This is a genomic window from Dialister succinatiphilus YIT 11850 (assembly GCF_000242435.1).
Taxonomy (GTDB): Bacteria; Bacillota; Negativicutes; order Veillonellales; family Dialisteraceae; genus Dialister; species Dialister succinatiphilus.
Window position 1 is genome coordinate 1,142,258 of sequence record NZ_JH591187.1, and the last position, 13,783, is coordinate 1,156,040.

Genomic DNA, 13,783 nt, shown 5'->3' on the forward strand with positions numbered 1-13,783 from the left:
AAACGGGTCCCTAAAGACCGGCATTGACATCATCAGGCTATTTTTGTGTGGGCCATCCAGGCCTCAAAAGGACTACCTGACTGACGCTGCGTCAGCTGACTCCAAATAATTCCGATGATGTAATCAAATTTCATACCCTTTTTCCTCTTTCCTATTTCATTAAACGCAACGCTTTTTTTCTCATTTCTCCAGTCATAGATCCGGCAGGCCGGATGTATATCCTCTTCCTTAAAAGCAGGATCCGCCAGCTGAAAGAGGTCGGGTCCCAGCGGGTCCATTCTTGCATAGGGGATTTCGCCGGTAAGACCATCCATCTGCCACAGATTCCAGGTAATGATATTCTCGATTTTCTCCCATTCTGAAAGCTCCGGTTCCTTCTGCCAGCGTTTTTGGTAAAATTCCCGGTAAGTCATCATGAAATTTACCCGGGAGATGAGAAGATTGTCGCCCTGAAATTCATAGCCATAGGTGGCTTCATAGGCCCGTTTAGCCCAGATTTTCCATTCTTCTTCTGTTTCCGCATATCGGGAAACTACCTGCAGCTTCCTGTCCAGTATGCCCTTCCGCTCCGGCACAGGAATTATATTCCCTGTGGACACGTCATACCGCTGCACCAGAAAAGGCCCTTCGCCACAGGTGATTTCCAGCCGTTTTGAGTCCACGTATTTTTTCCATTTCTTCTTCACGAAAAGAACATCCATGGAGGAAAGAAAATCGATTTCTTTTACGCCAAACCATTCCTTATCCAGATGATCAATCATAACATCGCAGATCCACCGGGGCGTGAACACTTCCCCATGCTGCCTTGTGCGTTCTGACTGCTGCTCAAAGGCCTTCCGTGCCCGGGTCTTCAAAAGCCCTGCATTTTCATAAAGAAGGAGAGACGTATCCATTTCCCTCTCCCTCTCAAAAGCAGGCCCCCGCTCTCTATATGCATCCGTTCCCCAGAGGATCTGCCCTTTCGTGGTTTTATCTTCCAGAAGCTTTTTCAAAAGCCCTGCCCGGTTCAATTCGATCATGTCGTCCGATATATTGATTATCAATGGCGTCACCTGTCAAAAATTAAAGATAATTTGTCCGAACCTTTTCCTGTATCAGCATAATGTAATAACTATAGCTGCTGTTAAAACACTTCATCTATATTTTACTAATGTGGCAATTTATAGTCAAAATAATGAAAGTATCCATGTAAAAATGGGAAAAATAAAAGAGCATCCTGTTTCCAAAGAATGCTCATCTCTTGAACGCGCAAAAACTTCCTGAAATCTCCGGATGTCCCAGGCAGGCCCCTAAGGGCCCCTGGTTTTCCGAAATTTCAGGAAGTTTTTCGATTGATTTCTTATATTTTTCAGCCGGCTGAGTAGAGAAGCGGACATTCCGATGCCCGGTCATCCCGCTTTCCATGGTTGCGCGCTGGCGGGATCTGGCGGCCGGGGATGGGCTCCCCTCGCCTCTCTGTCCATATAGTCCAAAGGGATGCGGTTTCCTCTCATGACCTGTTCCACAGGCCGGCCGCTTTCATCTGGAGGCGCACTTTGTCTTCGGGTATGGAGAAATCGCTGCCGAAGAGTTCGTGGGTCACGTATCGGGGTTCTACGCAGTCCACGATGTCCCTGGCGGCGCTGGTGGTGAAGGGGCGGTGCTGGTCTATGGAGATAATGTGGCGGCTGATGATATCCGGTGTCACCGAGGCCGGGATGGTGCCGGGGAGGCTTCTCTGATAGGCGCCGGAGAGGGAACAGCTGAGGTGGATGCCCAGGATGAGGGATTTCATGGAGCCCAGGCGGTTCACCACGCCTTTCACATAGCGGGCTCCGTCTTCTTCTGTGGCAAGACGGGGGTTCGTATTCATCAGGTGTCCCGTATCCAGCATGATGCCGGTGTTCTTTCCGGGAAGAAGGGAGAAGAAATAGTCCACTTCCTCCGGCTCCAGGGTGTAAAGGCCGGGCCAGAAGATGTTTTCAAAAAGTACTGTCACCGACGGCGGCACTTCTTCCGCCACGGCGCCATACACTTCGGCTGCCGCTTTCAGCACGTCATGGCTGCTGTAGCGGAAGCGGCGGGTCCAGATTTCGTCCAGGGAGCAGTGGGCCACGTGCCATACCAGGTATTCCGGTTTTTCCGCCAGGGCGGCGCGGATATTCCTGCGGATTTTATCTATCCAGTCTTCCACCGTGGTGCCGCCGAAGGTGTCTATCAGGGACTGCTTCGTGGGGAAATCTTTTTCGTAGAAATCCTTTTTCCCCAGGTAGAAATCCATCCAGTCCGGCCAATAGGCCAGATGGCAGCCCAGGGTGATTCTGTCCGCCGGATGGAGTGCGGGCTCCGTGCCGTATATGAGGTTTTCTATGCCATCCAGATGGAGTTTCCTCAGGGTCTTTTCTATGTCTTCTTCCCTGTCATGGGGCATCATGTAATGGCTCACTGACTGTTTCATGCTCTGCCTCCTGATGATCCGATTTCTTTTATTACTATAACACTTAGGATTTATGGGATGTAAGAGGTGACCAGAACAAAAGCATCGGCGAAGCTGCCCGTTCCGACGGGAAAACGGGGAACTTTCGCCCCCTATCGTCTCCTCTCTCCCATGATGTATAATATAGGTAAGTTAAGAGTATTTGAAAGAGGTGCTTCGGATATGGATAAAATTCATATTAACCTTGGTAAGGATTCTTACGACATCCTCATTGATACAGGGCTGGTGCGCAAGGCGGGGCCTGCTATCCGGGATCTGACGGGCGCGGAGAAGGCGGCCATTATTACGGAGGACGGCATTGATAAGCTTTACGGCATGAGTCTGGTGAAGTCTCTGGAGGAGGCGGGGGTCCGCACCCAGATGATCGTAGTGCCTTCCAGTGAAAAATCCCGGACCCTGCAGGTGGTGCGCCGGGTGTACGGGGCTCTGGTGGATTTCGGCCTGGGCTCCAGCGATACATTAATCGCCCTGGGCGGGCGAGTGGTGGGCGATATCACCGGCTTTACGGCAGCCACTTACCACCGGGGGATTTCCTATGTCCAGTTCCCCACGTCCGTGCTGTCCCAGATCGGCAGTTCCATCGGCGGCAAGGTGACCCTGGATCTAGATATCCCGGCAGGGAAGAATGTGGTGGGCACTTTCTACCAGCCCAAGGCGGTATTCGTTGACCCGGGCATGGCGAAAACCCTGCCCCGCCGTTATTTCCACAACGGTCTGGGAGAAGCGGTGAAGCTGGGCTGCGTGGCAGACAAGGCGCTGTTCGAGCTCTTTGAACAGGTGTCGTCGGACATGGATATTTACCGGGTGCTTCCGGAAATCATCCGCCGCTGCTGCGCCATCAAGGCTCATTATGTGGAAATCGATCCTTTCTCCAAAGGAGAGCGGCGCATCCTCGATTTCGGCCACACCATCGGCGGTGCCATCGAACGGTGCCTTCGGTATAATGATGCGGAAATCACCCACGGCGAGGCTACAGCCATCGGTATGTACCTCATTACCCGCCGTTCGGAGCTGGAGGGCCTCACCAAACGGGGCACCACATCCCGGCTGGAGTATGTGCTGAAGTCCCTGTCCCTGCCTGTCAGCACCACGGTGCCCTATGATATCCTCTATGAGGCTGTGAAGCATGACAAGAAAATCAAGGGCGATGTGATCCAGATCACCCTGATTAAGGAAATCGGAAAAGGGTTCCTCTATACCCTTCCGGTAAAGGAAATCGGACAGTTCCTGAAGAGCTGACGGGCGCGAGGGTTCATTGGACACACCTGCGGTGTGAGGATTCTTAAGATGGATGGGCCTTCGGCCCAAGGGTTCTTAAGTTTGACGGGCCGTTGGCCCGAGGGTTGTGGATTGCCGCTCTGCGGCAATGCTTATAAAGTCAGCGTTACGGGATTTACTTTCAGTGCCATATGGCATGATAAGCATTCTGGTGATTGGCTCGCTGCGCTCGCCTCCCCCTATCCGGCTGCGCCGGACTTCCCCCTATGCAGGGGGCAGAATAAATCGCTCTATGCTTTCCTGTAGAGACATGGCCCCATGGTGAAGCATCCATAGTCCCACCACGAAGTGGGGGGGAAGGTGGTGGCGCCAGCCACCAAAGGGGGATTGCCGGAGTGGTACATGAAGTATATGACTCTCTGTTTTTCTCCTCAAATTCCTTGTTTCCCCTTGAGGGGAAATGCCACGTAGTGGCAAAAGGGTATACGGGGCAGAGCAACGATGTGATACTCTATCGCTATCCTGACCGCCAATCGGCGGCCTCCCTTGCCACTTCATGGTCCTCCCCCCCTGCAAGCAGGTGGCACTCGTTTTAATAAGTGCAGTTGTAAAGGTTTTTGCATAAGAGGGCGCCTTCTATAATTTAGAGGCGCCCTACAACAACCCTCGCGCCAAAGGCGCGTCAAACTTAAGCCCCTTAAGAACCTTCGGCCCAGCGGGCCGTCACCCCTCAAGCCCCAAAGGGGCTTGTCCATCATATCAAAAAACCGGCACATTATGTGTCGGTTTTTTGATTGCCTCTTTGATTGTCCTTATTTCAGAACGGAGGGCAGCCAGGTGGCAATGCCTGGGACGAAGCAGAGGAGGGCGATTTCCAGGACCATAATCACTGCAAATGGCGCGGCCCCTACGATGATGTCCTGAATGGAGCTGTCTTCGCTGATGCCTTTGATGACGAAGAGGTTCATGCCTACCGGCGGTGTGATGAGGGCCAGTTCCATGTTGATCAGGAGCACTACGTTGAACCAGATGGGGTCAAAGCCCAGGGCTTTGATAATCGGGTAAAGCATAGGCAGGGTGATGAGGATGATGGAAACGGTTTCCAGCACGCAGCCCAGGATCAGGAGGACAATGTTGATGCCGATGAGGACGATCCATTTGTTTAAGTGTCCTTCGGTAACCAGGGACATCAGGGCCTGTGGTACCTGGAGCACGGTTAAGATGTAGCCGAAGAGCATGGCGCCTACCATGATGGCAAAAATCATGCAGGATGTTTTGATGGTAGCGCGGAGGATGGCCGGCATGTCTTCGATGGTTATGCTGTGGTAAATGAAAAAGGTAATAATAAGGGCGTACACTGTACCTACGGCAGCGGCTTCGGTGGGGGTGAAGATACCGGTGTAGATGCCGCCGATAATGATGACCGGCAGGAGGAGGCCCCAGATGTTTTCCCGAAGGGATTTCATCTTGGCTTCATGGGAAGCCCTTTCTTCCCGGGGTTTGTTCCAGGAAGCAAAGACGATGTAGGCCACGAAGGCCAGGGTGAGAAGGGCGCCGGGCACCACGCCGGACATGAAGAGTTTGCCCACCGATTCATCGGTGATGGTGCCATAGAGAATCATGGGGATGGACGGCGGAATGAGGATGCCCAGGGTGCCGCCGGCGGCCACGGAGCCTACCACCAGTCTGCGGTCATAGCCCCGTTTGAGCATTTCCGGAATGGCCATGGCGCCGATGGTGACGGCGGTAGCCACAGAGGAGCCGGAAATGGCGGCGAAAATGGCGCAGGCAAAGATGGTGGCAATGCCCAGGCCGCCGGGAAGGTGGCCCATCCATTTGCTGCCCAGGTCGAAGAGCCCGCTGCCCACCCGGCCGGTGAGCATGATCTGGCTCATGAGGATGTAAAGGGGCACTGACGTCAGTACGTAGGAGTTCAGTGTCTTAAAGGCAATCACCGGTACCTGGGAAAGGGTGGACATATCCACGAACTGGATGATACCCAGAATGCCTGCCAGGGACAGGGTGAAGGCCACAGGCATGCCTATAATGAGGAGGGCAATGATAAACAGTGCGAAACCTGCCAGAACCATTTATTTCCCCTCCTTTTCTTCTTTAAAGAAATCACCCAGAAGATGGTTGATGATTTCCAGAAACAGCAGTACGAAGCCTATGACCATAAAGGTCTGGGGAATCCACATGGGTACCCGGAGCAGGGAGGGAGAAACCACTCCCATGGCCTGGCTCATGAGCATGTAATTGGTGGATTCCGTCATGCATACGTACACAGCGAAAAGGGAAAGAATGGATGTGACAATGTCCAGTCCCCGCTGCAGGGGTCTGGGGAAACGACTGTAGAGAAAATCAACGGTAATATGCCCGTTCTTCCTCATGGTATAGGCCATGCCGAAGAAGCCGGCCAGCACCAGAAGGTAGGTGGAAATTTCCATGACCCACACCGTGGGACTGTGGAAAATACTGCGGGCAATGATTTCATAGCAGATCATGAAGGCTGTCAATAAAATGGCAAGCCCTGCAATGGCTGCGGCAAAATTGGTGATATAACCGAGAATGCGGTCATATATATGGTAAATAGAACGCACAGGACAGCCCTCCTTTGTGAAATAATTTATTAGTGAGCTAGTGGGCTAGTGGGCTAGTGAAATAGTGAAATAGTGGGACATAAAAGGTTCTTAAGATGGATGGGCCCAGGGGGCCGCTCCGCGGCCCGGGTTCAGAGGGTTCAGAGGGTTCGGCCTGCCTTTGGCAGGCTGGTTCAAAGGGTGGTGGTATCGCCCTTACGGGCGATGAGTATAAAGTCAGCGTTATGAGGGAGGGTTCTTAAGATGGACCGGCCCTATGGGCCGGAGGGTTCGTAAGTTTGACGGGGCCTTTGGCCCCGAGGGTTGCGGATTGCCCTGCGGGCAATGCTTATAAAGTCAGCGTTACGGGATTGGCTTTCTATGTCATATGGCATGATAAGCATCACGTCGATCAGCCACCTCCGGTGGCTTTCCCCCCTTTGGTGCCTTACGGCACCACCTTCCCGCCCCGCTGGGAAGCGTGTCACTTGATTCTCAGTCGTCTACGACTCCCTGCGAATCAAGTTCCCTTGCCACCGCTGAGCGGTGGGACAATAAAGATCCGCAAAGCAATCCCTTCATAAGCAGCTCACAGCATAACGGAGCTTTATAGTGCCCCCTCATAGAGGGGGGAAAGGTGGTGGCGCCAGCCACCAAAGGGGGGAATTGCATTTCCTCGCCCGTCAGGGCGGTTGTAAAGGTTTTTTTATAAGAGGGCGCCATCTATAAATTAGAGGCGCCACCACAACCCTCAGCGGCAAAGCCGCTGTCAAACTTAAGAACCTTCGGGGCGATAGCCCCGTCAAACTTTAGAACCTTCACGCCCTTACGGGCGTGTCCCTCAGTCCTTCGCAGCAGCGCTGGCTTTCAGGCAGTCATCTACCAGTTTCTTACCGAAGTCGCCCTGTTCCTGTTCGAACTTGGCCACTACCGGAGCGGTAGCTTCCTGCCAGAGGTGGATTTCATCCTTCGGAATTACATAGACATCCATGCCCTTGTCAGAGAGTTCTTTCAGGCAGCGTTCGTCTTCTGCCTTGGTTTCCTTGCGGATTTCATCCTGGATTTCTTTGGCGGTGTCGGTGATGATCTTCTGCTGTTCCGGTGTCAGTTTCTTCCAGGAGTTGTCGTTCATGGATACCAGGAATTCTACGTAGGAGTTGTTGGTCACAGTGAGGTACTTGGCCACTTCGTAGATCTTACGGGACAGGATAGCGGTCTGGCCGGAGGACTGGCCGTCGATGGTGCCGTTCTTGATGGCCATGTATACTTCAGAGGAGCTCATGGTCGTGGGGGATGCGCCGAGAGCCTGGATGATGTCGGCAGAGGTTTCAGAGTAGGAGCGGATCTTCATGCCCTGGAAATCTTCCGGTTTTTCGATTTTCTTCACGTTGTTGCAGAACTGTACGTAGCCGTAGTCTGCCCAGATCAGCGGATGAACGCCTTTCTTTTCCATTTCCTGGTTCAGTGCCTTGCCCAGGTCTCCGTCCAGTGCATTATCTACAGCGGAATAGGAGGTGAGGACGAAAGGCATATCCAGTACTTTCAGTGCCGGCACTACCATGGACCAGCGGGCGGTGGAGTTCATGCCGATATCCAGGCCGCCGCTCATGAGGGCGTCGTTCATGTTCTGGTCGTTATACAGCTGGCCTGCCGGATAGACTTTGATGTCGATCTGGCCCTTGGATCTTTCGTTTACTTCTTTGGCAAATTTTTCAACGCTCTTGGACAAATGATGTTCTGCAGGAAGCTGGTAAGCCAGCTTCAATTCCACTTTCTGTCCATTGCCGGATGCAGCGGCCTGTTTCTGATCGCCGCCGGACATACCGCAGCCTGTCATCACGCCTGCAATGGCAAGGGCTGCTAAACCTGCTAAAACTACCTTATGACTTCTCTTAAACATACCCATAGTGAAATCCTCCTTTAATAAAAATCATTTGTGTTCCCCATTTCAAATCAAGCTGTACCAGCCTGCCAAACTACAAAAAACGCCCTGATTGATTAAAATCAACCAGGGCGTCACATCTACGCGGTACCACCTCGCACTATACTCATGCGGCTTTGTAACGGTGCCAAACGCCATATCTTACTCTGTTCAGATACAGGACTTGCGGACGACTCTGTGAGGACCTCCTGCTGCCTTCCACCCTGCGGCAGCTCTCTGTAAGAAAGCCGGTTCACTCGCTTCCGTTCCTTGTCTTTCATGCACAAGTGTGCTGTGAAGCTTTATTCAAAATTGAAGTTGGAAATAGTATACATGGACTCTACCGGTTTGTAAAGGGGAAATTGAAGAAATTTCGCCCCTTTTTTTGCTATCTGAAACCACCTGCTAATCAGTGATTTAATTTCTCCAGATCCATCATGGCCTTGTACACCATATCAAAAGTAATGTCATAGGGCTTCACCCGCATATCCTTGGTGTGAAGGCAGTTCTGCACCAGTTCGTCCGGATGGGCCGGGTCGATGCCGATATCTGCCAGGCAGTGGGGCAAGTCGATGGACTTTGCGAAATTGTAAATCTTATCCCTTTCCTCCAGCTGTCCGTCCATGGTGAGCATCACCTGAAGGCCGTAATTCACCACGGCGCCATGGAGGTGATTTCCCTTATGGGGCGTCCTTGTATGGCTGTTGTAAATGGCATGGGCCAGGGAGGAATCCAGGTCATCCTCAATGCACACAGAGGCCATGCCCGGTGCCACAATGATGGAAAGAATGGCCGGTTCCAGGGCGTCATTCACTTCCTGCCGGTCCACTGCCGCCAGCGCTTCCTTGCCGTATTTCAAAATCCCCGGTGCCACATTCTGGGCATTCCGCACCCCTGTCTGCTGCACCCAGGTCAGATCCATGCCCCGGGCAGAGAAGGGAACTTCATACTGCTTGGCCAGGGCATCGCCCAGTCCGGCCCAGAAATATTCCCGGGGCGAGTGGGCAATAATTTCTGTATTGATAAACGTATGGTAGGCATTGCGGTCCCGGTAAATGGAACCCCGGAAGCTGTGATCCGGATTGTACATAATGCACACCGCCGTCACGGAAGCGCAGTTCGATGCCAGCGTGGGGAACGTGAAGAGAGGCTTCTTCAAAAGATGGGAGGCCCACTTGGACGTATCCACTGCCCGTCCGCCGCCTACCGCAAAAATCATATCGGCCTTCTGGATTTCCGGAATCTTCGTCAGGGCCTCGGCATTTTCAAAGGTGGCATCATCGCCGTAAAGAAAAGACCCCGTGATTTCGATGGTCCCCTCGCAGGCCTTCCGGATCAGCGGTTCCGCTGCAGCCCTGGACTTATTGCCTCCTACAATCACCGCCGTCTTCCCGTACTCACGGCAGATACCGGGAATGGCATCATAGGCATCGGTGCCGATAGTGAAATGGGGGAAAAATGTACTTTTCATAAGAAACTCCTTTTGACCATAACCATATCTCTTGACCATAGCAGGTAACAGAACATCAGTCTATTATTGCTTCATTATACTCCCCTTTCTGTGAAATGTCAGTGATGAGAGGGACACACCTGCGGTGTGAGGGTTGACGGGGCTTTGGCCCGAGGGTTCTTAAGGTTCTTAGGATTGACGGCCCTTTGGGCCGAGGGTTGTGGTGGCGGCTTCGCCGCAGAATTTTAAAAAAGGGGCACGGCTTCGCCGCGGGTTGTGTAAAAGGGTTGTGGAAAAAGGTTATTAAGATGGATGGGCCTTCGGCCCAAGGGTTCGTAAGATACTTAAGGGGAAGGTTCTTAGGATTGACCGGCCCTATGGGCCGGAGGGTTCGTAAGTTTGACGGCCCTGCGGGCCGAGGGTTGTGGTATCGCCCTTACGGTGCACAGCGAACACATTTTGCACTATGCGAACTGGATTTGTAAGGGAGCATCAGCGACCCGAAAATCCAGTGAGTCAGTGACAGCAGTGGATGAAGGAGCGCTAGCGACGCGCAAAATGTAGTGAGTCGTTTCCCCTTTAGGGGGCGATGAGTATAAAGTCAGCGTTACGGGATTGGCTCTTTGTGTCATATGGCATGAAAAACAATTCTGCTGATTGGCTCGCTACGCTCGCCTCCCCCTATCCGGCTTCGCCGGACTTCCCCCGCAAGCGGGGGGAAGAATAAAACACCTCGAAACATTCTCTTCATAAATGGCTCTACAGTAAGCACGGGTTATAGTGCCCCTGTGGAGGTCCTGCATGGGACCTCCAAGTGGGGCGAAGTAAGGCGCCTAGCCTGCCCATTAAGGCGCTTTCCTTTTGCCGCCCCACCGAACTGCGGGGGTGGCAAAGGAACTGGATTCATAGGGGAGCCCCGCGACCCGCGAATCCAGTGACATGCTTCCCACCGGGTGGCAAGGGAACTTGATTCGCAAGGAGCCGTAGGCGACTGAGAATCAAGTGACACGCTTTCCAACGGGCAAGGTGGTGGCGCCAGCCACCAAAGGGGGAAAACACCGGAATGGTACGCGAAGTATATGACTCGCTGTTTTTTCCCTCATATCTCTCGTTTCCCCTTGAGGGGAATTCCCGCGCAGCGGGAAAGGGTGTACGAGGTAAAGCACCGATTTGATACTCTATCGTTTTCCTGACCGCCAATCGGCAGCCTCCCTCGCCACCTCATTGTCCTCTCCCCCCCTGCAAGCAGGTGGCACTCGTTTTAATAAGTGCAGTTGTAAAGGTTTTATCATAAGAGGGCGCCTTCTATAAATTAGAGGCGCCCACCACAACCCTCGCCCCTAAAGGGGAAACGACTCACTATGATTTGTGCGTCGCTTTGCTCCTTCAAATCATGTTCGCTGTGCACGCCGGAGGCGCGTCAAACCTAAGAACCTTCGGGGCGATAGCCCCGTCAAACTTTAGAACCTTCACGCCCCATAGGGGCGTGTCCCCGAGAGGCGCCCGAACCCTCAAGCCCAGGCAGTCAGCCGTCTCGCCGATCTTACATTAACATATTTAAATTTTTAGTTGTATTTTTCTTTCCCATACTGTATAATGACATTCGTAACGTTTCTTACTCTGGGAAGCAGAACTTCCCGTTTGATAGGAAAAGGATTTTTCTTTTCCGCGAAAGGATATGAGCACATGGCAGGTTTATTTTTTGACGATTATGATACCCCCGTTTTCCGTCCGCCCAGTGAAGCGGACAGCTTCATTCTCCGGGTTACCAGAGGCTGCGCCCACAACAGCTGCACTTACTGCAATATGTACCGGGGCGTGAAATTTGAAAAGCTCTCCGACGAGCAGATCATGCGGCAGATTGCCATCGCCTACTCTGTGGACCGGGACGGCGTACGCCGGGTGTTCCTGGCTGACGGCGACGCCCTGGTGCTTCCTACGGAAAGACTTCTCAAGATTCTGAACACCCTGAAGAAATATTTCCCCAACCTAGAGCGCGTTTCCTCCTATGCAGCACCGGGAGACATTCTCAGAAAGTCCCTGGACGAACTGAAACAGCTTCGGGAAGCGGGCCTCCAGCTTCTGTACTACGGTATGGAAAGCGGTGACTCCCAGACCCTGAAGGACATTCGCAAAGGGGTGAACGGTGAGCAGTCCATCGAAGTGGGCAAACGGGTCCGCGCAGCAGGCATGGATCTGTCCATTATGATCATCCTCGGCATTGCCGGCGTACCGGGCAGTGAAAGACACGCCCTGGCCACCGCCCATGCCATCAACGAAATCAAACCGACCCACCTTTCCGCCCTCTCCCTCATGCTCTATCGGGGCAGCGAGCTGAAGGACCAGTTCGAGCGGGGCGAATTCACTCCCCTTCCCCCCTATGGCCTCATGGAAGAACTGAAGGTCATTGTGGAACACTTGGACCTGCCGGAAACGGAACACATGATTTTCAGAAGCAACCATGTATCCAACTATATCCGCCTGGCAGCCACCCTCCCCAGAGATAAGGAAAAGCTCCTCGCCGACATCGACGAAAGCATCCGCTATCTGAAATCCAAGAAAAACTACGACGTCTACAACCACGACTGGACAAAATAAAGAAATACCACCATTCCCGGAGCCAACAGGTTCCGGGATTTTTTTGCTGCAGAGCCGCTGTGCCTCCCATTTCCCTCTTCTCTATAATGGAGTATCATAGAAAGAGACAAAGAAAGCACCGATTCATCGCCGCCTCTCCCGTGATCGGCCATGCCCCGTCACGGAATGGCACGAAAAGAGGAGATCCCGTCACCATGATGAAATCGTCTTTCCCGGACATGACAGAAAGGAGACAGTTTTATGAAAAAGAAAATCCTCTGCCTGGCGGCAGCCGCCGCCCTGCTCTGCGGCTCCCTGGCCCCCGCCCCGGCAGCAGAAGCCTTCAGCCTCGGAGACATTATCGGCATTGCCCAGGGCGCTGCCCAGTACGCCATGCTGGACAAACAATTCAAGTATTACAACGATACCGAAGAAGGCCGGCAGAAACTCTTCCAATCCTATCAGCAGGAACTGGGTGTCCTTCACGATGAAGAAAAGGAAGACGAACTGGCAGGCATTATGAACCGCCTCACAGAAAGCATCGGCGCCGAAGACCCGGACATTTACAAAAAGCCTTACCTCTATTTCATCTGCCCCGACGAATCCTTCAACGCCGCCTGCTCCATGGGCCATGTGATGATAGTGAATGACGGCATTTTCAAGTACCTCACCAACACCGATGAAATAGCCGTGGTGCTGGGCCATGAAATGGGACACGGCCAGAAAAACCATGTAGGAAACGCCATGTACAAGAAAGCCAAAACCAATCTGGGCGCCGCCGTCATTTCCGGTGCCCTGGGAGACAACGCCCTGAGCCAGGAAGTGCTGAGCCTTGCAGTCAACCAGATAGAAACGGTACAGATCAGCAGAAATGATGAAAAAGAAGCAGATAAACTGTCCTTCGACTACATCTACCGTGCCGGCTACAACCCCGGCGCCACCGCCGCCGTGTGGCAGCGGGTCATAGAAAAAAACGGTGACAACGACCCCACCTTCGCCCAGGAAGTCTTCTCCCCCTCCGACCACCCCTCCAACAGCGAGCGGAGAGACACCTATGAAAAGCGGCTCACCGCACTTTCCAAAAAACATGTCACCCTGAAAGAAAATACCAATACCCTGGAAGTCAACGGCAAAGAATTCGTCACTCCCGCTCCGGCATGAGACATGAGCAGCGCCGAAAGGAAATACTTCGTCATGGGCAACCTGGCCGCCGCCTATGACCATGGAGAAAATAAAAAGCCTGCAGAAGACAGAAACGGCACCGTCTACCTGGGCAGCCAGGCCATCATGACCCCCGTAAACGGCGATCCCTCCGCCCAGACCCTGGCAGAGCGGCTGAATCAGATTAAGTAAGGACACGCCTGCGGTGTGAAGGTTCTTAAGATTGACCGGCCGTTGGCCGAAGGGTTCGTAAGTTTGACGGGGCCTTTGGCCCCGAGGGTTATGGATTGCCCGTAGGGCAATGCTTATGAAGTCAGCGTTACGGGATTGGCTTTTTGTATCATATGGTATGATAAGCACTACGGTAATCAGCCACCTCCGGTGGCTTTTCCCCCCTTTGG

10 protein-coding genes are annotated in these 13,783 nt (G+C 53.1%); 4 read left to right on the forward strand and 6 right to left on the reverse strand.

The window, feature by feature from the left end; all coding sequences use genetic code 11:
• Nucleotides 1-32 precede the first annotated feature (32 nt).
• Entirely contained in the window at nt 33-1,043 is a 1,011-nt protein-coding gene (locus HMPREF9453_RS04950) for a hypothetical protein (RefSeq protein WP_008859465.1), read from the reverse strand.
• 446 nt (nt 1,044-1,489) lie between these two features.
• Nucleotides 1,490-2,437: a TIM barrel protein gene (locus HMPREF9453_RS04955; protein ID WP_008859466.1), complete on the reverse strand. Its 948-nt coding sequence runs from the start codon at nt 2,435-2,437 to the stop codon at nt 1,490-1,492.
• A gap of 201 nt (nt 2,438-2,638) precedes the next feature.
• On the opposite strand from HMPREF9453_RS04955, the gene HMPREF9453_RS04960 reads away from it, so the two are divergent.
• Nucleotides 2,639-3,715, forward strand: coding sequence for a 3-dehydroquinate synthase (locus tag HMPREF9453_RS04960; RefSeq protein WP_008859467.1), 1,077 nt, complete (start codon nt 2,639-2,641; stop codon nt 3,713-3,715).
• A gap of 791 nt (nt 3,716-4,506) precedes the next feature.
• Here the strand turns inward: HMPREF9453_RS04960 and HMPREF9453_RS04965 are convergent.
• From HMPREF9453_RS04965 to HMPREF9453_RS04980, 4 genes are all read right to left on the reverse strand, one after another.
• The gene (locus HMPREF9453_RS04965; protein WP_008859468.1) at nt 4,507-5,784 is read right to left on the reverse strand and encodes a TRAP transporter large permease; all 1,278 of its coding nucleotides are present in this window, start codon (nt 5,782-5,784) and stop codon (nt 4,507-4,509) included.
• Nucleotides 5,785-6,294 carry a TRAP transporter small permease subunit gene (locus tag HMPREF9453_RS04970; RefSeq protein ID WP_008859469.1) on the reverse strand — a complete coding sequence of 170 codons (510 nt, stop codon included), beginning with the start codon at nt 6,292-6,294 and terminating at the stop codon, nt 5,785-5,787.
• An 820-nt stretch (nt 6,295-7,114) separates the two neighbouring features.
• Nucleotides 7,115-8,173, reverse strand: a complete 1,059-nt coding sequence (locus HMPREF9453_RS04975) for a TRAP transporter substrate-binding protein (RefSeq protein WP_148363694.1) — start codon at nt 8,171-8,173, stop codon at nt 7,115-7,117.
• A gap of 430 nt (nt 8,174-8,603) precedes the next feature.
• Entirely contained in the window at nt 8,604-9,665 is a 1,062-nt protein-coding gene (locus HMPREF9453_RS04980) for an iron-containing alcohol dehydrogenase family protein (RefSeq protein ID WP_008859471.1), read from the reverse strand.
• 1,665 nt (nt 9,666-11,330) lie between these two features.
• On the opposite strand from HMPREF9453_RS04980, the gene HMPREF9453_RS04985 reads away from it, so the two are divergent.
• The 3 genes from HMPREF9453_RS04985 (at nt 11,331) to HMPREF9453_RS12265 (ending at nt 13,574) form a co-directional block, all read left to right on the forward strand.
• Entirely contained in the window at nt 11,331-12,242 is a 912-nt protein-coding gene (locus tag HMPREF9453_RS04985) for a radical SAM protein (RefSeq protein ID WP_008859472.1), read from the forward strand.
• Between the two features lie 240 nt (nt 12,243-12,482).
• Entirely contained in the window at nt 12,483-13,382 is a 900-nt protein-coding gene (locus HMPREF9453_RS04990) for a M48 family metallopeptidase (protein WP_008859473.1), read from the forward strand.
• Between the two features lie 3 nt (nt 13,383-13,385).
• Complete coding sequence (locus HMPREF9453_RS12265; RefSeq protein WP_008859474.1) at nt 13,386-13,574, forward strand: hypothetical protein; 189 nt, start codon at nt 13,386-13,388, stop codon at nt 13,572-13,574.
• The last annotated feature ends 209 nt before the right edge of the window (nt 13,575-13,783 follow it).